The 21,290-nt window shown below is 55.1% G+C and carries 16 protein-coding genes and 2 pseudogenes; 2 read left to right on the top strand and 16 right to left on the bottom strand.

Annotated features, from left to right (window positions below; genetic code table 11):
- Nucleotides 1-337 precede the first annotated feature (337 nt).
- The gene (locus tag P3C52_RS08590) at nucleotides 338-1,639 is read left to right on the top strand and encodes an MFS family transporter (RefSeq protein ID WP_275554605.1); all 1,302 of its coding nucleotides are present in this window, start codon (nucleotides 338-340) and stop codon (nucleotides 1,637-1,639) included.
- 1 nt (nucleotide 1,640) lies between these two features.
- Here P3C52_RS08590 and P3C52_RS08595 read toward each other — a convergent pair whose 3' ends face one another.
- The 6 genes and pseudogenes from P3C52_RS08595 to trxC form a co-directional block, all read right to left on the bottom strand.
- Entirely contained in the window at nucleotides 1,641-1,961 is a 321-nt protein-coding gene (locus tag P3C52_RS08595) for a YfiM family lipoprotein (RefSeq protein ID WP_275554606.1), read from the bottom strand.
- Nucleotides 1,962-2,004: 43 nt separating this feature from the next.
- Complete coding sequence (gene pssA / locus P3C52_RS08600; RefSeq protein WP_275554722.1) at nucleotides 2,005-3,360, bottom strand: CDP-diacylglycerol--serine O-phosphatidyltransferase; 1,356 nt, start codon at nucleotides 3,358-3,360, stop codon at nucleotides 2,005-2,007.
- Nucleotides 3,350-3,385: pseudogene (locus P3C52_RS08605) on the bottom strand (hypothetical protein). The gene pssA and the pseudogene P3C52_RS08605 overlap by 11 nt, the downstream one beginning before the upstream one ends.
- An 80-nt stretch (nucleotides 3,386-3,465) precedes the next feature.
- Entirely contained in the window at nucleotides 3,466-6,129 is a 2,664-nt protein-coding gene (locus P3C52_RS08610) for a bifunctional acetate--CoA ligase family protein/GNAT family N-acetyltransferase (RefSeq protein WP_275554607.1), read from the bottom strand.
- A gap of 32 nt (nucleotides 6,130-6,161) precedes the next feature.
- Nucleotides 6,162-6,862, bottom strand: a pseudogene (locus P3C52_RS08615) (tRNA-uridine aminocarboxypropyltransferase).
- Between the two features lie 81 nt (nucleotides 6,863-6,943).
- On the bottom strand, nucleotides 6,944-7,363 hold the full coding sequence (gene trxC, locus P3C52_RS08620) for a thioredoxin TrxC (protein WP_275554608.1): 420 nt from the start codon (nucleotides 7,361-7,363) through the stop codon (nucleotides 6,944-6,946).
- A gap of 196 nt (nucleotides 7,364-7,559) precedes the next feature.
- Between trxC and P3C52_RS08625 the strand changes: the two genes are divergently transcribed.
- Nucleotides 7,560-8,627: a tRNA/rRNA methyltransferase gene (locus P3C52_RS08625; protein WP_275554609.1), complete on the top strand. Its 1,068-nt coding sequence runs from the start codon at nucleotides 7,560-7,562 to the stop codon at nucleotides 8,625-8,627.
- Between the two features lie 60 nt (nucleotides 8,628-8,687).
- Here the strand turns inward: P3C52_RS08625 and emrB are convergent, their stop codons facing one another.
- The 10 genes from emrB to nrdI form a co-directional block, all read right to left on the bottom strand.
- A complete protein-coding gene (emrB, locus tag P3C52_RS08630) occupies nucleotides 8,688-10,223 on the bottom strand; it encodes a multidrug efflux MFS transporter permease subunit EmrB (protein WP_275554610.1) in 1,536 nt (511 codons plus the stop codon).
- A gap of 14 nt (nucleotides 10,224-10,237) precedes the next feature.
- Nucleotides 10,238-11,410, bottom strand: a complete 1,173-nt coding sequence (gene emrA, locus P3C52_RS08635; RefSeq protein ID WP_275554611.1) for a multidrug efflux MFS transporter periplasmic adaptor subunit EmrA — start codon at nucleotides 11,408-11,410, stop codon at nucleotides 10,238-10,240.
- Nucleotides 11,411-11,566: 156 nt separating this feature from the next.
- The gene (mprA, locus tag P3C52_RS08640) at nucleotides 11,567-12,100 is read right to left on the bottom strand and encodes a transcriptional repressor MprA (RefSeq protein WP_275554612.1); all 534 of its coding nucleotides are present in this window, start codon (nucleotides 12,098-12,100) and stop codon (nucleotides 11,567-11,569) included.
- A 548-nt stretch (nucleotides 12,101-12,648) separates the two neighbouring features.
- Entirely contained in the window at nucleotides 12,649-13,833 is a 1,185-nt protein-coding gene (locus P3C52_RS08645; protein ID WP_275554613.1) for an MFS transporter, read from the bottom strand.
- 185 nt (nucleotides 13,834-14,018) lie between these two features.
- Nucleotides 14,019-15,014, bottom strand: coding sequence for a glycine betaine/L-proline ABC transporter substrate-binding protein ProX (gene proX / locus P3C52_RS08650; RefSeq protein ID WP_275554614.1), 996 nt, complete (start codon nucleotides 15,012-15,014; stop codon nucleotides 14,019-14,021).
- A gap of 63 nt (nucleotides 15,015-15,077) precedes the next feature.
- Nucleotides 15,078-16,220 (bottom strand): glycine betaine/L-proline ABC transporter permease ProW, encoded by a 1,143-nt coding sequence (gene proW / locus P3C52_RS08655; protein WP_275554615.1) that lies wholly within the window; start codon nucleotides 16,218-16,220, stop codon nucleotides 15,078-15,080.
- On the bottom strand, nucleotides 16,217-17,413 hold the full coding sequence (gene proV, locus P3C52_RS08660) for a glycine betaine/L-proline ABC transporter ATP-binding protein ProV (RefSeq protein WP_275554616.1): 1,197 nt from the start codon (nucleotides 17,411-17,413) through the stop codon (nucleotides 16,217-16,219). The genes proW and proV overlap by 4 nt, the downstream gene beginning before the upstream one ends.
- Before the next feature lie 378 nt (nucleotides 17,414-17,791).
- Nucleotides 17,792-18,754, bottom strand: coding sequence for a class 1b ribonucleoside-diphosphate reductase subunit beta (nrdF, locus tag P3C52_RS08665; RefSeq protein ID WP_275554617.1), 963 nt, complete (start codon nucleotides 18,752-18,754; stop codon nucleotides 17,792-17,794).
- A 19-nt stretch (nucleotides 18,755-18,773) separates the two neighbouring features.
- Complete coding sequence (gene nrdE / locus P3C52_RS08670) at nucleotides 18,774-20,909, bottom strand: class 1b ribonucleoside-diphosphate reductase subunit alpha (protein ID WP_275554618.1); 2,136 nt, start codon at nucleotides 20,907-20,909, stop codon at nucleotides 18,774-18,776.
- A complete protein-coding gene (gene nrdI, locus P3C52_RS08675) occupies nucleotides 20,882-21,286 on the bottom strand; it encodes a class Ib ribonucleoside-diphosphate reductase assembly flavoprotein NrdI (RefSeq protein ID WP_275554619.1) in 405 nt (134 codons plus the stop codon). Before nrdI ends, nrdE begins: the two co-directional genes overlap by 28 nt.
- Between the last annotated feature and the right edge of the window lie 4 nt (nucleotides 21,287-21,290).

Consider the following 21,290-nt stretch of genomic DNA (forward strand, 5'->3'; position numbering starts at 1 on the left):
GCCAGACCAGACCAGACCAGACCAGACCAGACCAGACCAGACCAGACCAGACCAGACCAGACCAGACCAGACCAGCACCGTTCTGCTTTATAACCATCCTCGTTTTATAATATTCCTGTTCCTGTTTAGTTACATTTTCTCTCTTTCACTCCTTTCCTGAATATGCCGAGCGCCAATACCTTACGTTTAACTGCCAGCCTCATTGCATAAAGAACCAATAACTCCTGACACCTCACAAAACATGCCGCTCATTTATAAAACATTTTATTAACATCAGACTTTAATGCTTTACTGAGTTTTTGGCCTGTTAGGCGGCAAGGAATACAGTGAGGTATACATGGCTGATATAATCACCAGCAGTAAAAAAAGCGAGTTGACCCAGACGTCAGATAAAGCCCGTATTCGAGCAATTATCGGTGCGTCCTCAGGTAATCTCGTCGAGTGGTTTGATTTTTATGTTTACTCTTTTTGCTCTCTCTACTTCGCACATATCTTCTTCCCAACGGGAAACACTACAACGCAGCTGGTACAAACGGCTGGAGTTTTTGCTGCCGGCTTTCTGATGCGTCCAATTGGCGGATGGCTCTTTGGCTGGATCGGCGATCGTCATGGGCGTAAGAAATCGATGCTGATTTCCGTCTGCATGATGTGCTTCGGCTCGCTGGTCATTGCCTGCTTACCCGGCTATACGACTTTAGGGATCTGGGCACCGATACTGCTTTTACTGGCCCGCTTGTTTCAGGGGCTGTCGGTTGGGGGAGAATACGGAACCAGCGCCACCTATATGAGTGAAGTCGCCGTCGAAGGGCGCAAAGGCTATTACGCTTCTTTCCAATATGTCACCTTGATCGGCGGGCAACTGCTGGCATTACTCACCGTCGTGATATTACAGCAACTATTAACACCTGAAGATCTGCGTAGCTGGGGCTGGCGTATTCCTTTTGCGTTAGGCGCCGTACTGGCAATCGTCGCGCTATTCCTGCGTCGTTCCTTAAATGAAACCACTAATAATAAAACACGGCAGCATCATGACGCAGGACGCCTGCGCGGCTTATGGAAACACCGTCGCGCTTTTTCAATGGTATTAGGTTTTACCGCCGGCGGTTCCCTGAGCTTTTATACCTTTACTACCTATATGCAGAAATATCTGGTGAACAGCGCAGGAATGGATGCAAAAGATGCCAGCGCTTTAATGACGTTAGCATTGTTTATTTTTATGTTGATTCAGCCGCTGATGGGCGCATTGTCGGACAGGATAGGGCGTCGTAACTCAATGCTTATTTTCGGTGCTGGCGCCACGTTGTGTACAGTACCAATTCTGACCTTATTACAGCGCAGCGAGAGCGGTTGGCTAATCTTCTTCATGGTTATGCTGGCTTTGTTGATTACCAGCTTTTACACCTCAATCAGCGGCATTGTCAAAGCAGAGATGTTTCCGCCAGAGGTACGGGCGTTAGGCGTCGGACTTTCGTATGCCGTAGCCAACGCTATTTTTGGCGGATCGGCGGAATACGTTGCGCTTTCGCTAAAAGCGGCGGGGCACGAAACCTGGTTTTTCTGGTATGTCTCAGGGTTAGGCGCTGTTGCGCTGCTGGTTTCGCTAATGCTGCATCGTAAAGGGCAGGGGATGAAACTGTAGATTACTGACCTATATTCCAGAGGGCGAAGCCGGTCGCCGCACCGGCAATATCCCAGCTTAAATCTTTCCAGCTCCAGCCGCTGCCTGCCGGGCGGCTGTCATACAACTCTTTAGCCGCGCCAAGGCTGAAAGAAAACATCAAGCCGAAACTATTGCTGTGGCGCGCCGACCAGTTCTGTCGCTGGCCATATTCATTACCTGCAGCGGAGAGAACCGCCGAGGCAATAAAATGCTGAGCCTTATCCTGTCCGGACCAGCGATCCTGCGCGGTATGGCTGCATCCGGCACAGCATAAGCAGCATAAAAGCAGGGTTATACGCATCACAGCTCCTGAAAGAATTAAGATGCGACAAACATCCTGCAGGCTACAGGATGCGGCTGATTAACCGATCGATACGGATACGACGCAAACGGCGAATCAGTTTACGAACTTTCACCGGATAATCGGCAATACTGTCGAGATCGCGGAAATGTTTAACCACGCTGGTATGCTGACGAATTAAGGCCAATTCGCGTTCGCGCTGCTCTGCCAGCTGCTGTAGCGGATCGTGGATCAACACCGCATTTTCCAGATCGAGTCGCCAGGCGCGCGGATTCAGGTTATTACCGGTAATCAGCATCCACTCTTCATCCACCCACATGCCTTTCAGGTGATAGCTATTTTCACCGTCTTTCCACAGGCGCACGGTCAGCTGGCCGTTATTAACGTAATATTGCAGCCTGCTTAGGAAACGTCGCAGATTAATTTCGTACAGATAAGGCAACGCGCCGATAATTTTAAACGGCTGGTCCTGCGGAATATAAAAATCATTCGCCGTTTTATCGCCGACAATAATTTCCACCTCTTTGCCCTGGCGCAGCAGCCAAATAATATTGCGTACCAGAATAGCTGGCAGGTTGAAATAAGGCGTACAGAGCGTTAGTTTCTGCTCGGTGCAGGGCATCAAATGATAGATGGTTTTATTCAGCAGGCTGCGTTTACCCAGCCCAACCAGCGGCGTTACCGCCAGTTCTTCATTATTGGCATTAGAGGTAAAGTGGTAATCAAAGCCGCGCAAATCCTGACGAAACTGGCGGGTTTCATTTTTAATTTCCGGGCTTTTTGGGCGCTCATGTTGATCGAGACGATGTACCGCTTCCGCATTTTTCAGATTACGTTCGATCCATTCAAACATAGTATCGGTAAGCTGCGGATTACGAATCAATTGATAGCGGTCGTAACGATATTTATCATGCTGATGCAGATAAACATCATTAATACTGGCGCCGCTATAAAGCAGCGTATCGTCAATAATAAAGCCTTTCAGATGCAGTACGCCCAACGCTTCGCGGGTGTTAACCGGAATGCCGTAAACCGGAATGGCAAGATCGGGATGCTGGCTGGCCATATCGCAATACCAGTCAGCGTTGGTTAACCCTTTGGCGTCGCCGATACGGCCACGCTGCGCCCGATGCCAGTCAACCAGTACACTAATATCCAACTCCGGGCGGGCGCGCCTGGCGGCATAAAGCGCGGACAGCACTGCGCGTCCGGCATCATCATTTTCCAGATAGAGCGCCACAATGCAGATGCGCTGCGTGGCGCTGGCAATTTTTTCCAGCAGCGTAGCGCGGAACTCAGATGGTGAGTAAAGCGTGGTGACATCAGCAACTGACTGAGACAGTTTGGGCAGCTGGGCAAGGTGTTGTTGATGTTTATTACGCTTGAATTTAGACAACATCACAGTGCGCTTCTTCTCTATTCATTGAGTGGTCTTCTGCCATAAAATCATGGTTCTAACCTTCGATATTAACATTAACTCGGCGTAAAGGGCGATCTTCACGGTTTAATGTTGCCCGTCAGCGTGTCTGAGAGGCAGATGCAGGCTAACAATGCCGTCTTCCAGCTGCACCTCTACGCTGAACCCCAGCTTTTTCGCCAGGGTAATCATGCCTTGATTATTGGGCATGGTAATACCATTTAACTGCAACAGGCCATGACTACGCGTATAAACCATCATCTTCTCCAGCAGTTGCCTGCCAAGCCCCAACCCTTTTAAATCCGAACGCACCAGTATTGAGAATTCAGCATCGGTATTATCCGCATCGGAAATTGCGCGCGTGACGCCGATAATTTCCTTCTCACCTTGTTGCTCGCGTACTGCGACAAAAGCCATTTCTCGATCGTAGTCGATTTGCGTCATATTGGCTAAATCCTCGTGGGTAAACTCATTGATCTCACTAAAATAGCGATAGTAGAGATCTTCTTTAGTTACCTGAGCGATAAAGCGCTGAAGCAGCGGCTCATCTTCCGGCAGGATCGGGCGAACCAAACAGCGCTCGCCGTTTTTCATGGTAATCCATGCCTCCAGCGTGTGCGGATAAGGGCGAATAGCCAGGCGGGACTCGCTGTCGCCGTCGAACGTCGCCAACGTCATGCTGACATCCAGTAAGGTAAATTCATCGCCCGCGGCCAGCAGCGGATGGATATCCAGCCGCTGAATCTCCGGGCAATCAATAATCAGGTTAGAGACCTGTACCAGCACCTGGCTGAGCGCGGCAATATCTAGTGGCCGCAGTGCGCTACGTCCGCGCACCTTACCGCTTTTAATCGCCTGAATAACCAGATAGCGCGCCAGCGTCATATTGAGCGGCGGCAGCGCTACGGCTGCATGAAGATCCGCCTGCCATTCGACGCCGCCTTCGCCCAGCATAATCACCGGGCCGAAAAGCGGATCCTGCTCAACCACAATACGCAACTCTTGCGCACCGGCGCGATTTGCCATGCTCTGGACCAGCAGGCCGTGAATACGCGCCTGCGGCCAGGCCAGCTTGACGCGATCGATAATGGCATCGGCCGCCTGCTGAACCTCACTGGCAGTACGCAGATAGAGCATCACGCCCTGAACATCCGACTTATGGGGAATATCTGGCGAGCGCAACTTCAGAGCAACCGGATAGCCGATTTGTCCGGCGATATGCACTGCCTCAGCGCTGTCGCCTGCGATCCAGGTTGGCAGCGTCGTCAGGCCATAGGCCTGCAGAATCGCCTGTACCTCATGCGTATCAAGCTGAGTAGCGCCATCATCTAATGCCTGCTGGATCAGCTGATGCGCATAAGCGGTATCCTGCTTCAGCGAGGCGGGCAGGGCAGGCGTTTCGCGCAGCTGTTTCTGGTTACGACGATATTCCACCATATACATGAAAGCGGTGACCGCGCCTTCCGGCGTACGATAGGTTGGAATCGACGCATCGCTAAAGGCGCGGCGCGCCTCCAGTGAAGAGAACTCGCCGCACCAGTTAGTGAGCAAGGTTAACGCGCTGCCGCGCGGGTGTTTTTTTATCAGCTCGATCAACCGTTGTGCGGTCTCGGTTGCCGGCGCCACGGCGCTCGGCGCGTGAATGATCATCAGGGCGTCCAGCTCGTGACTATCGAGCAGGGCGGAAACCGCCTGCAGGTAGCGTTCCGGCGTGGCGTCATCTTTCAGGTCGAGCGGATTGCCGGGTGTCACTTCGGTGGGAAGCTGCGAGCGCAGTTGCGTCAGCGTCGCCTCGTCAAGCTGGGCCAGTTTGCCGCTGCGGGTTTGCAGCGCATCCAGCGCCAGCGCAGCGGGTGCGGCGCCATTGCTGGCGATCATTAGCCGCTCGCCGCGCAGCGGCCGCATATGGCTTAACGTTTCCACCGCCGAGAACAGTTCATGCGTATCCTGCACGCGCAGCAGACCGGCGCGCTGAATCGCCGCATCCCAGGCTGCATCCAGTCCGGCATGGGTTTTTAACAACGCCTGAGCCTGCGGGCTGCGTCCGCTTTTGATCACCAGAATCGGCTTATTGCGCGAGGCGCTGCGGGCAGCGGAAACAAAGCGGCGCGCGTCGCTTAAGTGTTCCAGATAGAGCAGAATGGCGCTGGTTTTACTGTCGCGCGCGAGAAAATCGAGCAGATCGTCAATATCGGTGTCCAGGCTGTCGCCTAACGCGATAAACCAGGAGAAGCCAAGCTGGCGCTGCTGCGCCCAGTCAAGAATGGTATTGGAGACCGCCGCCGACTGAGAGACAAAAGCCAGCTTGCCTTTCAGGATCGGTACCGGTGAAAAACTGGCGTTAAGGCCCTGCCACGGCGCCAGCAGCCCGAGACTATTGGGGCCAAGCAGCCTGATTTGCCAGCGGCTGGCGCAGACTTTCAGCTCCGCCATCTGGCTTTCCGGCGCGGAAAGGATAATGCAGGCCTGACAACCTTTCTCACCCAGCTGCTGCAATAAGGCGAGATTACGGCTGGCGTTGGTACAGATCACCGCCAGCTCCGGCGTGAACGGCAAACTGGCGATATCGGGCCAAGCCAGCACGCCGGAAACCGCCTTATATTTAGGCGTAACGGGCAAAATTGGCCCGCTGAAGCCACCGCCCAGCAGATTACGCATCATCAAATACCCTGCACGTCCCGGCTTTACCGAGGCGCCAATAACGGCAATAGATTTCGGTCGTAACAGCGCTTCCAGCCCACGTTGACTCATTTCCTGCTCCTGAGGCGACAATTACCCTGAGTCTAAACGTTTTCCGTTTCTTCTGCCGTGAGGTGAGCTGGATGATGCGGTTTTCCTGCCAGATAACGCTGACGGAACAGCAAAAATGCGTGCTGAGGCGTTGCGCAGCGGCTTCATCGCCCGCCTGGCGCAGCAGCTCGGCGGCAACCTCGGCGGTGCAGTGCTGTCCGGCGCCGTGCGCCTCGCGCAGCGTATAGTTGGATGGGGTGGTGAGCTTTAGCGACATCACCGGCAGCGCGTCCAGCCACGGGCTTTTGCGAAACATTTTGCGCGCTTCGGCCCAGGTGCCGTCCAGCATGATAAACAGTGGCGGCTTGCCGCTTTGTGGCGGGCGATTCAACACCGGACGCCCTGGATCGGCATACGATTCAGGGAATACCACCATCGGCTGATAGTCAGGATTGGCTACCGCGGCCAGCAGCGCCGGATCGGTTGCGGTGCGTGACCAGCCGAAAGCCAGCGTATCGGGAAGAATATCGGCGATCAGTCGGCCGGTATTGCTTGGTTTCATTGGCTCGGTATCGAACATCACCAGGCAAAAACGGCTGCGGGCGGACTGCGGAGCAATTTCGCTGCACAGGCAAAGCTTTTGTGGCAGCAGGCAGCCCTGGCAACGAAGCACCCGGTTTCCGCGGGCGAGAAAAGGGCGGGTTGCGCGCGCCAGGCGCTCGGCGCGCAAGCGTAAAACGGCGTTATCAGTCATGAAATTAAGCGGGCAAAACGCCATTGTAGCGGGAAGCGGGCAGGAAGCGTAGTGCGGCTGGCGCTAAGCCAGCCGTGTTTCTCAGAGCGCCTCGTCCAGCCACTCATTAAACGGCGCTTTCGGCATCGCGCCGTTTAACATATCGGCCAGTTCGCCGCGCTTAAACAGCATAATGGTGGGAATGCTGCGAATGCGGAAGCGGGCACTCAGTTCAGGTTCGGCTTCGGTATTGACCTTCAAAAAGCGGACTTTACCGCCGCGCTCGCTGGCCACATCTTCATAAATGGGCGCAAAGTTGACGCAGGGACCGCACCAGGGCGCCCAGAAATCCACCACGACCGGCAGATCGTCCTGCAAATATTTATCCAGCGTCTCGGTAGTCGCGTTGATCACTTCACCTTCAAACAACGCGCCACCGCAGCGGCCGCATTTTGCGCCATCGGCAATGCGCTCTTCTGGAACGCGATTCGTTGCCTGACAGGATGCACATACCGTATTCATTTATCACCTCAGGGTTTATGGAACCTTATTAGCTGCTAATTTTAAGCATAAGTTTAATTATCAATCGGCCCGAATTGAGCGACAACATGGAATGCTCAATGAATGTAATAGTTAGCGACTTTTGGCGGAAGTTGATGGCATAGAATCTACGCTTCAGGTAATCTTCGCGCTTCGCGCTCAGCAGGTGGAGGAACAGATGAACGACGAATTCAAAGGTAAAAGCGGCAAAGTCAAAGTGATGTATGTTCGCGGTGAAGACAATAATGATAAACGCGGACAAAATCCCCGTACCGGCAAAGGCAGCCGTCCAGGCGCCGACCGTTCGGAAGGAAGCCGTCGTCCATCCCGCCAGTCTGAAGGCGCGTCCCGCGGTGGCCGCGATGGTAAATTCCGTGGCGATCGCGATCGTGATGAACTGCCACGCGGCGAGTCGCCGTGGCGTACCGTTTCGCGCGCGCCGAATGAAGAGGCGAAGCCCGATCACGGCGGCATTAGCGGTAAAAGCTTTATCGATCCTGGGCAGCTGCGTCGTCAGCGCCTGGAAGAGACCCGTGTTTATGGTGAGAACGCCTGTCAGGCGCTGTTCCAGAGCCGTCCTGAATGTATCGTACGCGCCTGGTTTGTGCAGAGCGTAACGCCGCGCTTTCGCGATGCGCTGCGCTGGCTGGCGGCCAACCGCAAAGCTTATCACGTGGTAGATGAAGCGGAGCTGGAGAAAGCGTCCGGCACCGAACATCACGGCGGCGTTTGCTTCCTGATCAAAAAACGCGTTGGCACGCCGGTCCGTGACTGGCTGGCAACGGAGCGCGAGCAGGATTGCGTGCTGGCGCTGGAAAATATTGGCAACCCGCACAACATCGGCGGCATTATGCGCAGCAGCGCGCACTTTGGTGTAAAAGGCCTGCTGGTGGACGATGCCGCTGTGTTGGAATCGGGTGCTGCGGTACGTACCGCCGAGGGCGGCGCCGAGCATGTACAGGCGCTTAGCGCATCAAGCTTTGTCGCTGGCCTCGAAGCCTTCCGCAAGGCGGGCTACACCATCGTCACCACCTCCAGCCATAAAGGCAGCACGCCGCTGACGCAGGCAAAACTGCCGGCGAAAATGGTGCTGGTGCTGGGGCAGGAGAGCGATGGCCTGACCGAATCCGCGCTGCAGCAGGGCGATCTGAGCGTGTCGATTGACGGCACCGGTAAGGTAGAAAGTCTGAACGTATCGGTGGCGACCGGCATTCTGCTGGCGGAGTGGTGGCGACAGAACCACTAATTTTGCCGTCAGGCGGAAAAAGAAAAACGGGCGATAAGCCCGTTTTTTTATGCCTGACATTCAGTGCGCGCCGCCGCCACCTCCACCGGAGCTAAAGGGCGGACGGGCAAACCAAATCAGCGCCAGCAGCACCAGGAAGATGCCGGCTGAGGCCCAGAAAATCTCATTAGCGGAGATGATCAGCCCCTGATTAGTGATCTGCTGGGCGATATAGCCGGACGCCTGCTGTTGCGTCATGCCCATCTGCTCCAGCTGGCGATAGGCTTCCTGCGCATTCACGTTGTACGGTGTGATCGACTCGGCGAAATAGCTATGGTGCATCGATTCGCGATTGGTCCACATGGTGGTGGTAATCGAGGTACCGATGGAACCGGCCAGGGTACGCAAAAAGTTTGACAGGCTGGAGGCCGCCGCCAGCCGCTCCGGCGGCAGGCCCGACAAGGTGATAGTGGTCAGCGGCATAAAGAAGCAGGCCACCGCCAGTCCCTGAACAAACTGCGGCCACGCCGATGCGCCGAAGTCCATGCCTGGCTCAAAGGTATAGGCGCGCCAGTAAAAGCAGACGGCATACATAATAAAGCTGAAGGTCACCAGACGCCGCATATCGATGCGGTGGGCGAAGCGGCCGATAATCGGCGACAGGATCACCGGGAAAATCCCCACCGGGGCAGAGGCCAGCCCAGCCCAGGTTGCCGTATAGCCATAGACTTCCTGCAACAGCTGCGGCAGCAGCACAATGGAGCCGAAGTACAGCATATAGGCCAGGCTGATCGACAGACAGCCGATGGTAAAGTTGCGCGATTTAAAGAGCGTCAAATCCACCACCGGATGATCGTCGGTCATCTCCCAGACAAACAGCACCGCCAGCGCCACCACCGCGATAACCGTCAGCACGATAATTTCGGTTGAGCTGAACCAGTCCAGCTCACGCCCGCGATCGAGCATGATTTGCAGCGCGCCGATCCCCACCACCAGCAATACCAGGCCTACTGTATCGATAGGGCGGATTTCGGTTTTGGTTTCACGATTGCGCAGCGTTTGCAGCGTCAGGATGGTCACCACGATGCCAATCGGCACGTTGATAAAGAAGATCCAGCCCCAGTGATAGTTATCGCTGATCCAGCCGCCAAGAATCGGGCCGCAAATCGGCGCGACCACCACCGTCATCGCCCAGAGCGACAGGGCGATGCTGCGCTTAGCGGGCGGATAGTTGCTCAGTAGCAAACTCTGCGACAGCGGAATCAGCGGACCGGCAACCAGCCCCTGAATCACGCGGAACAGAATCAGCATTGTCAGGCTATCCGCCACGCCGCACAGGAAAGAGGCGGCGGCGAAAGCGATCGTCGACCAGACGAACAGCTTTACTTCGCCCACCCGCTTCGCCAGCCAGCCGGTAATCGGAATGGAGATCGCATTAGCGACGCCAAACGAGGTAATAACCCAGGTGCCCTGTGAGTTCGAGGCACCGAGGTTACCGGCAATGGTTGGGATGGCAACGTTGGCGATGGTGGAATCCAGCACCTGCATAAAGGTCGCCAGCGACAGCGCAATGGTCATCAGAACCAGCTGAGCGCCTTCAAGCGGTTTTTGTGCCATAACCGTCTCCCGCGTTATTCGCCCGCATTGGCGCGAATAATCTCGCTGATTAACTGATTCACCGGCGCAAGGTCGATCGCCAGCGCGTCGCTCTGATAAGCCGCCGTCTGACGAACCTGAGAAGCCAGCACGCTGCCTGCTTTATTGCTGGTATCCACTTTTACCAGCGTGGAAAGACCGATGCGCAGCGGATGATCGGCCACTTCTTTGGCATCCAGTTCGATACGCACCGGCAGGCGCTGCACGACTTTAATCCAGTTGCCGGTGGCGTTTTGCGCCGGCAGCAGCGAGAAGGCGGCGCCGGTACCCATATCCAGGCCGACCACTCTGCCGTGATAAATCACGTCATCGCCGTAAATATCGCTGACCACGGTGGCCGGTTGTCCGATACGTACGCCAGCCAGCTGCGTCTCTTTAAAGTTGGCGTCAACCCAGACATTTGTCGCCGGAACCACCGCCATCAGCGGCGTGGAGGTTGAGATCTGCGCACCAACCTGTACGCTGCGGGAAACGTAGCCGTCGATAGGACTGCGGATCTCGGTACGTTGCAGCGCCAGCCAGGCATCGCGTAGCGCCGCGGCGTTCTGTTTTACCGCCGGCTGGTTTTCCAGCGAGGTATCAAGAATCGCCGCCTGGTTGGCGTTATATTGCTGAACCGCCACATCCAGTTGCGCTCTGGCAGTTGCCACCGCATCGCGCGCGTGTTGCAGCTCTTCACGGCCAATCAGGTTGGACGCGCCCAGCGGCTCGCGACGTTTAAGATCCGCTTCCGCCTGTGCCAGCGCTGTTTTTTGCAGCGCAATAGATGCCTGATACTGCTTGCTGTTGATCATCAGCTGATGCGTTTGGCGCACACTGGTGGCCAAGGCGGTTTGCGCTTTTTCAAACGCCTGTTCGGCATCGGTTTTATCCAGCGTGACCAGCACATCGCCTTTTTTCACAAAATCGGTATTGTCGAACCTGACTTTGTTTACGCTGCCTGCCACCTGGGCCATGATTTGCACCTGGTTGCCCGCCACGTAAGCGTCATCCGTCTCTTCAAAATGGCGCAGTACCAGCGCCCAGTAAATCAAATAAGCGACGCCAGCCAGAACAAACAGAACCGCCAGGAAAGTTAACGCACCTTTACGTTTTTTCTTTTTATTACCTGGCTTCTGCGGGTGTTGCGTCTCCGCATTCACGCTCATACTTCTCTCCACGTTTTCCACGTATACACGTTTTTCGGGGTGCGCCTTTCCATGTGCGCAGGGGCCCGAGCCTAAAATGCCAGCGTTACAGGCGCTGGCATGGACAAAAGGGATTTAAGATAACGATTTCTGAGGGTGATTGTGTCGCAGGAATTGCTATTGATGTGACAGCGAAGAAATAACTTCTTCTTCATCCATCTGATCAAGACGATTCAATAGTTTACGCGTCAGGCTTTCCAGCTGTGCTTTTTCGCTGTTGCTGAGCGAAGACCAGAGATATTGCAGGCTCTGATGTTGCGGCGGCAGAACCTGATGCAGGAACGCATTGCCTTTTTCCGTCAGGTGCAGGTGCAGACAACGGCGATCGTTATCGCTTTCACGACGCTCAATCCAGCCACGTTTTTCCAGCTCATCGGCGATACGCGTAGCGTTAGTACGGGATGAGCCCAGCGCGGCGCTTAGCTCAGAAGGCTGAATGCTTTGATTTTCCTGGGCGTCCAACGTAATCAACGCCATAAACAGTGTCTCGTTAATCCCCTGAGCTTTCAGCATTTTGTTGCGATTATCCAACAGTTTGCTCTGCATGTGCATGCACAGACGCGTCAGCATGATTTCCTGGAGCGGGAAATTTTTATGGCGAGTAGCGCGAATATTCAGCATCTGTTCAATGGGAGTAAACGAACTTTCCATCTTAAAGGAACCTCATTAGTTGCAACTGGTATGTAATGGTGATGACGAAACAGACATGAACATCTTTACCAGCAGCGATAGCTCATACGATCGCAACGTCATCATCTAAATTTCCGGCTCACTCCATAAACCGAAAGGTCGGGCGACATCACGCACTGATGCCGCAGATCTCATAAATAGTGTCCGGCGCAACGCGGGGCTGCAGTTATCAAAGGCCCTAACAAAACGCTGTCGCAAGCGGCTGCGCAAAGGCAAAATCGCGGGCGCGTCATTTGGCGCCTCCAACCTTGTCACTGGCGATTGCAGCACAGAAAAAACAGAGGTTTATTCTCGCTTAAGCATGCTATTTGCTAATGTGACGGGCCGCTGATTGATGTCAGTACCGCTGCGACACAACGGCCTCTTTCCGCACTATTCTTTCCATAACCTGAATAATTGCTTACGAAAAAATAACCATTATGAATGAATTCACCGCTAACCATACCAGAGTGGTAAACGGCTTTATAGCCTGCTGTTACTGAAAAAAATGTCTATTTACATTTTGTCAGTTAATTATTGTGATCTTCGTAACGGTAGCCTCGCCACCAGCTCAACAGATTAAGCAAAGTTAATAGCGCTCCGGCGATACAAACGCCGTACCAGCCTGCGAAATGATAAGCGCTGGCGGAGAGCAAAGAGCCAGCCGCACCGCCGATAAAGTAGCTGGTCATATAGCCAGCCGTCAGCCGGTTACGCGCTTCAGGCATACGTCGATAGATCACGCTCTGGTTGGTGATATGAACGCCCTGTACCGCTAAATCGAGCAGGATAATGCCCACAATCAGGGCCGCCAGAGAATGTGCGCCCAGCGCGGTCAATCCCCAGGAAATCAGCATAATCAGCAGGCCAAGCGTCGTGGTCAGACGGGCTTTGCCGCGATCTGCCAGCGAGCCTGCCTGTCGGGCCGCCAGCGCGCCCGCGGCGCCCGCCAGACCTAACAGGCCGATTTCACCTTCAGAGTAATTAAACGGCGGCGCAGCCAGCAGAAAAGCCATCGATGTCCACAGCACGCTGAAGTTGGCAAAAGAGAGGCAGCCAATAACGGCGCGGGTACGGAGAACACGCGAACCCGCATACAGGCGGAAAATAGAGCCAAGCAGTTGTGGATAGCTCAGTTCGACCGTCTGACGGTAGCGCGGCAGTCCGCGCCACAGTGCCAGCGCCATCAACACCATCAGGATGCTGGCTACCCAGAAAACGGCGCGCCAGCCGCCCAGCTGCGCCAGCGCGCCAGCGACGGTACGGGCCAGCAGAATGCCGAGCAGCAGGCCGCTCATCACCGTGCCGACCACTTTGCCGCGCTTTTCCGGCGCGGCGAGCGTCGCGGCCAGCGGAACCAGCAGCTGCGCCACTACGGAAAACAGGCCGGTCAGCGCCGTGCCGAGCAGCATCATGCCGAGGCTGGTGGAGAGCGCGGTAATCACCATGCCGCCTGCCGCCAGCAGACTCATTCCGACAATTAACCCGCGCCGTTCCAGGCGATCGCCAAGCGGAACCAGCAGCAATAACCCGGCGGCATAGCCCAGCTGAGCGGTGGTAACAATGAAACCGGCCTGATTAACGGACAGGTTAAAACTACGGGCAATGGTGTCCAGCAGAGGCTGTGCATAATAGTTGCAGGCAACGGCCAGTCCAGTGGCAAAGGACATCAGGGCTACCAGCGTGGGGCTAAGGCCCTGGTTTGTTGAATTCATAAGCAGTAAGCAGGGTTGATAATTCGTCGCTGCTAATAGTAACCCAAAAAACTATTTCGTAGTTGGCTGTATTTTACAGGACCTACCAGTTTTGTTTACTTTTGTTCTGCTTTTTAGCGCAGGCGACGGAATAAATATAAAAAAACGGACAACAATCGTTGTCCGTTTCGCTAAACAAATAGTACTTATTTGGCGGCTGCTTGCGCGTCGGCAATCCATTTATCGAACAGCGCCTGATGGGCTTTGATCCAGCCATCGACATGAGCATTAATATCCTGCTCAGAGGAGTGACCCTGATGCATACGAGAGTTCTGCGCGTTGATGTCGCCGATCGGCAGCTTCATTTCGGCAAACAGGCGCGCCGCAGCTGGGTTTTTCTCTGCCCAGGCCTTATTCGCGACGATATGCATCGTATTGACCGGGAAGCCATAATTCGCGCCGTTAGGCAGCTCGGTGTTAACCGCTTTCTGCTCGCCTGGCATGGAGGAGAACGGCACCTGTAACCAGACCACATCGCGGCCCGGGACCAACACATCGCTTATCCAGTAAGGCGTCCAGGTGTAATAAAGGATCGGTTTTCCCTGTTTATAGCGGGCGAGGGTATCGGCCATCATAGCGGCATAGTTACCCATATTCGGCTCGACGGTTTTGCTCAGGCCGAAGGCTTTGTTCTGATGCAGAATCACCGCTTCGCAGCCCCAGCCCGGCGTACAGCCGGTCATATCCGCTTTGCCGTCGCCGTTGGTATCAAACAGGCGCGCCAGCTTTTCATCTTTTAGCTGATCGATACGGGTAATGTGATATTTTTCCGCGGTTTTTCTGTCGATCAGGTAACCCTGCGCGGCGCCGGTAACATAGGTGCCCTGACGGTAAAAGGCTTTGTCGCCGCCGGCGGCTTTATACATATCATCGTGCAGCGGCTGCCAGTTAACGGCGGTAAAGGTGGCGTCACCGGAGGCGATCGAAGTATAGCCGACGTTGTAATCCACTTCGCTCGGCTTTTCGACGCTATAGCCTAATTTTTCCAGCGCGCGGCTGACCAGCAGCGTCTGGAAGGTTTCTTCAGAAATAGTACTTTGCACCGGTTTCACGGTAATGCCTTCGCCGGGTAACGCGGCGGTAGCAGCCTGCACGCCGGTCAGCGACATCAGGGCGGCAGCCAGAAGGGCTGATTTACGCATAGCGATTCCTTATTTATCGTTGGTATACGGTAACGGGCGGCGCGCTGTGGCGCCGCCGGAGGATTAGTGAAACAGACGGGTAATCAGGCCCAGCGGGCCGGTTGCGAACCAGCGACGATTGCCGCGGCTGCGTTTATCGCGGCCGAATGACTGCGTCAGGCGATCGAGAATAATCGCCAGAATCACAATGCCGACGCCGCCGACGGTGGCCAGCCCCATATCGAGACGGCCAATGCCACGCAGCACCATCTGACCGAGGCCGCCAACCGCAATCATCGAAGCGATAACCACCATCGACAGCGCCAGCATCAGCGTCTGGTTCACACCCGCCATAATGGTCGGCATCGCCAGCGGCAGCTGAACTTTGAACAGCATCTGTCGCGGGTTAGCGCCAAAGGATTCGGCAGCTTCGATCAGATCTTCCGGCACCTGTTTAATGCCGAGAACCGTCAGGCGCACAATCGGCGGCAGGGCGAAAATAATCGTCACCACCACGCCTGGTACGTTGCCGATACCGAACAGCATTACGATCGGCACCAGATAAACGAAGGCGGGCGTGGTTTGCATCGCATCCAGCAGCGGACGAATAATGCGCGCCGCACGCTCGCTACGTGCCAGCCAGATCCCCAGCGGCAGGCCGATCACAATACAGAACAGCAGGGCGGTTAACACCAGCGCCAGCGTGACCATTGCCTGTGACCAGGCGCCGATAGCGCCGATCAGCACCAGCGAAATCAGCGTGGCAACGCCCATCGTAAAGCTGGAGAGCTGCCAGGCGATCAGGGCGAACAGCAAGATGGCGACCGGCGCGGGCATTCCCAGCAGCAGCTGCTGAAAAGCGCTGAGGATATAATCCACCGGCACGCGGATCCCCTGAAACAGCGGGCGAAAATGGCTGACTACCCAGTCGATCCCGTTGGTGACCCAGCTATCGAGCGGGATCAGCGTATGGTGAAAAGGATCGAGAATATTAAAATGCTCCGCCTGCGGCGCGGGCGCGCTGTTCAGCCAGTCGCTGCTGCTGGCAGCGGCTTCATGGCCGCCAGACGCGTCGGCAGGCGAGCCCCAGGCGTCGGTTGCGGCAGGCTGCGCTGCGCTGCCGTCAGCAGGCGTTGCGCCCCAGGGATCGCTGGCGGTTTGGCTGGCGGCGGGCTGAGCCGTCTGCTCTGGCGCGCTTTCCCACGGATTAGTTGTTGACTTGCTCATGACGGGCTCCCCTCGCGATCTAATGCCTGTAACAGCGTGCCTTTAGAAATCACGCCGATATACTGATTCTCGTCGCCGACAATCGGCACCGCGCAGGGCGCTTGTGCCACGTGCGACAGCAGTTCATTCAGGGAGGTATCGCCGGAAACGGCGGCGGGTGAGGAAAGGATCGCCGCGTCAAGGCCCGCGCCAGCGGCCAGCGCCGCCTTCAGCGAATCGGTGGAAACCACGCCGACAAATTTTTGTTTTTCCAGCACGTAGCCATATTCCCGATCTTCATCCTGCAACAGCTTGATTGCCGAACGCGGACCGAAGCCGGGCGCTTTGCGCATCAGGGCGCTGGCGCCACGACGGGCAATATCTTTCGCGCTAAAGACATGGCTAATATCAACGCCGCGGAAAAAGGTGCGCACATAGTCATTGGCCGGATTATTGAGAATTTCATCCGGCGTGCCGACCTGCACCACTTCGCCGCCCTGCATAATGGCAATGCGATCGCCAATACGCATCGCTTCATCGAGATCGTGAGAAATAAAAATAATTGTGCGCTGATGTTTGGCCTGGAGTTTTACCAGTTCATCCTGCATTTCCGTACGAATTAACGGATCAAGTGCGGAAAACGCTTCGTCCATTAATAGAATATCGGGATTAATTGCCAGTGCGCGGGCTAATCCAACACGCTGACGCATACCGCCAGATAATTCATCGGGCCAGGCGTGAGCATAATTCTCCAGTCCAACCTGACGCAGCGCGTCCAGCGCTTTTTCCTGCCGCTCTTTTTGTGGCACGCCCGCTAATTCCATACCGAAAGCGGTATTATTTAATACGCTCATATGCGGCATCAGGGCAAATGACTGGAATACCATGCTGATTTTATTTCGCCGGACTTCACGCAGTTCGCTGTCAGATATTTTTGCAATATCGACGCCATCAATAATGACCTGGCCGCGTGTCGGCTCTATCAGACGATTGAGAAGGCGAACCATAGTGGATTTTCCTGAGCCGGAAAGTCCCATGATGACAAAGATCTCGCCTTCTTCAATGGCCAGACTGGCGTTTTTTACTCCGAGGGAAAGGCCGGTTTTTTCCAGCAAAGTTTCTTTGCTGATGCCCTTATCAATATATTTAAAAGCGCGCTCTGGATTTTCGCCAAATATTTTATAGAGGTTTTTTGCTTCTAACTTAATTGCCATGCAGCTTAACTGTCCTGGTTGGTTAATTATCTGGTTTGATTCTTGTCCTGGTGAATTTAAAGCGGCCTATACCCTAACATACTCAGAATCTCTGACAACCCTTTGCGCCGCGCTGCAGCACTGGCTTTGAGATGCGCATCTCGCATCAGGTCAGACGTGATAAGGGCTGAGGCGAAATAAATTAAGGCTGAAAAAAGTTGAATTTCCTGCCTGAAAAGGCGATTTCCCACCATTATTTTTGACTGAAAATTGGCGATTGATATCAATAATGGTTGTAAGGAATAAATACTATTTTTGTGGGAAAATTCGGTATGCAGAGATTATTATTTGTCAGTGTTGGCGAGATAAAAAGGGCGCGATAGCGCGCCCAATTATTATTTAAAAATCCCAATCCTCATCTTCGGTATCTACCGCTTTCCCCATGACATAGGAGGAACCGGAGCCGGAAAAGAAATCGTGGTTTTCATCAGCGTTAGGCGACAGGGCGCTTAAAATCGCCGGGTTAACCTGGGTCATCTCCGCCGGGAACAGCGCTTCATAACCCAAATTCATCAGCGCCTTGTTGGCGTTATAGTGCAGGAAGGTTTTCACCTCCTCCAGCCACGGCGTTTCGCCATACAGCGCCTCGGTATAGGCCAGCTCATTATCGTAGAGCGCCATCAGCAGCTCGACGGCAAACTGCTGAAGCGCCTCACGCCGCTGCGTATCTTCTTTTTGCAACGCTTTCTGATACTTATAGCCGATATAGTAACCGTGTACCGCCTCATCGCGAATAATCAGACGGATAAGATCGGCGGTATTGGTTAGCTTGCCGCGGCTTGACCAGTACATCGGCAGCCAGAAACCGGAATAGAAAAGAAACGACTCCAGAAACACGCTGGCAATTTTCTTCTTCAGCGGATCGTCGGCGCAGTAATGCTGATTGATCAGTTGCGCCTTGTTCTGCAACGGGCCGTTTTCTTCGCTCCAGTCATAAGCCGCGTCCACATCGTTAACCGGACAGAGCGTGGAAAAAATAGAGCTGTAGGAGCGCGCATGTACCGCTTCCATAAAGCTGATATTGGACATCACCGCTTCTTCGTGCGGCGTCAGCGCATCGGCCATCAGCGCGGGCGCGCCGACGCTATTTTGCAGGGTGTCCAGCAGCGTCAGGCCGGTAAACACGCGGATGGTCAGCTGCTGTTCGTTTCTGCTCAGCGTATTCCACGCGGGCAGATCATTCGACAGCGGCACCTTCTCCGGCAGCCAAAAATTGGTGGTCAGACGGTTCCAGACCTCCAGATCTTTATCATCTTCAATACGGTTCCAGTTTATCGCCTGGATGCGCTTAAGCTTTTGCATAGCTCGATCCATCAATGGTTTATAGCGAGCAGGAGACGCAGCCCTGCACCTCGGTACCTTCCAGCGCCATCTGGCGCAGGCGGATGTAATACAGGGTTTTGATCCCTTTCTTCCAGGCGTAGATCTGTGCGCGGTTGATATCGCGCGTGGTCACGCCGTCACGGAAAAAGAGCGTCAGCGACAAACCCTGATCGACATGCTGCGTCGCCTCGGCGTAGGTATCGATAATCGCTTCCGGGCCGATCTCATAAGCATCCTGCCAGGCGGCGAAATTTTCGTTGGTCAGGAAGGGCGCCGGATAATAAACGCGGCCGGTTTTGCCTTCTTTACGGATCTCAATACGCGACACAATCGGATGAATGCTGGACGTCGCGTGATTGATATAAGAGATCGAGCCGGTCGGCGGGATCGCCTGAAGATTTTGGTTATACAGGCCGTCGCGCATCACCGCTTCCCGCAGCGCCGTCCACTCCCCCTGGCCGGGCAACGCAATGCCCGCGTCGGCAAACAGGCGCGCAATGCGTTCGGTACGCGGCAGCCATTCCCGTTCGATATATTTCGTGAAGTAGTCGCCGCTGGCGTAGCGCGACTGTTCAAAACCGGCGAAGCGCTGCTGACGTTCGCGCGCCAGCTGATTTGAGGTGCGCAGCGCGTGATACGTCACGCAGTAAAAATAGAGGTTGGTGAAATCGAGCGCTTCCGGCGAACCGTAGGGGATCCCTTCGCGCGCGAGGTAGCCGTGCAGGTTCATCTGTCCCAGGCCAATGGCGTGCGACTGCGCATTTCCGCGCTCAATTGACGGCACCGAATGGATGTGGCTCATATCCGACACCGCGCTGAGCGCGCGCACCGCCACTTCAACGCACTTCGCCAGGTTGCCGGAATCCATCGCATGAGCAATATTCAGCGAGCCGAGATTACAGGAAATATCTTTGCCCACCTGGCGATAGCTAAGATCGTCATGGTAGCTGGAGGGCGTATTAACCTGCAGGATCTCCGAGCAGAGGTTGCTCATATTAATCCGGCCCGATACTGGATTGGCGCGGTTCACCGTATCCTCAAACATAATGTAGGGATAGCCTGATTCGAACTGGATCTCCGCCAGCGTCTGGAAGAATTCGCGCGCGTTAATAAAGGTTTTGCGGATACGTTCGTCCGCCAGCATCTCATCATATTTCTCGCTGACGCTGATGTCGGCAAACGCCTGGCCGTACAGTCGCTCCACGTCATAGGGCGAGAAGAGCGCCATCGGCTGATTCTCCTTTGCCAGCCGGAAAGTGACATCCGGGATCACCACGCCCAGCGACAGCGTTTTGATGCGGATCTTCTCGTCAGCATTCTCGCGCTTGGTATCGAGAAAACGCAGAATATCGGGATGGTGCGCGTGCAGATAAACCGCACCGGCACCCTGGCGCGCGCCCAGCTGATTGGCATAGGAAAAAGCGTCTTCCAGCATCTTCATCACCGGAATCACGCCAGAGGACTGATTTTCAATGCGCTTGATCGGCGCGCCCGCTTCGCGCAGGTTGGAGAGCAGAAAGGCCACGCCGCCGCCGCGTTTTGACAGCTGCAGGGCGGAGTTTACCGCGCGGCCAATCGACTCCATATTGTCTTCAATACGCAGTAAAAAGCAGGAAACCAGCTCGCCGCGCTGCTGTTTACCGGCGTTTAAAAAGGTTGGCGTGGCGGGCTGGAAGCGCCCGGAAAGCATCTCCTCCATCAGCGCCGTGGCCAGTCGGGTATCGCCCTGCGCCAGCGTCAGCGCCACCATGCAGACGCGATCGGAAAAATCTTCCAGATAGCGTTTGCCGTCAAAGGTTTTCAGCGCATAGCTGGTGAAGAATTTCCAGGCGCCTAAAAAGGTCTGGAAGCGATAGCCCCAGCCCGCCGCCTGTTCAAACAGCTGGCAGACAAACTCAAACGGATACGCGTTCAGCACCTCCGCCTCGTAATACCCTTCCGCTACCAGATATTGCAGCCGCGCCGTCAGCGAAGCGAAAGGGACGCGGTTAGGGATCACGTGCTGCAAATAGAACTGGCGCGCCGCTTCACGATCTTTCTCAAACTGAATATTGCCCTGCGCGTCATAGAGGTTGAGCATGGCGTTCAGCGCATGGTAATCGGGCGCTAGCTGTGTACTGTCTGTTGTTGCCAAAATTGGGTCACTCCCGCTTTAACGTTGGCGATGTCGTCAGCGGTTCCCATCAGCTCGAAGCGGTAAAGATAAGGAACCTGACATTTTTGCGCGATAATGTCGCCGGCCAGGCAAAAGCCCGCGCCGAAGTTACGGTTGCCAGCGGCGATAACGCCGCGCAGCAGCCGACGATTGGCTTCATCGTTCAGAAACTGGATAACCTGGCCGGGAACCGCACCGCGCGCGCTGCCGCCGCCGTAGCTGGGTACCACCAGAATAAAGGGCTGCTCCGCCCGCAGGCGCTGCGACTTATCCAGCGGAATACGGCGCGCCGGCAGGCCGAGCCGGGTGATAAACCGGTGCGTGTTCTCCGACTGGCTGGAGAAGTAAACCAACATGGGA

The sequence above is a fragment of the Mixta sp. Marseille-Q2659 genome, from assembly GCF_940807255.1.
Lineage (GTDB): Bacteria > Pseudomonadota > Gammaproteobacteria > Enterobacterales > Enterobacteriaceae > Mixta.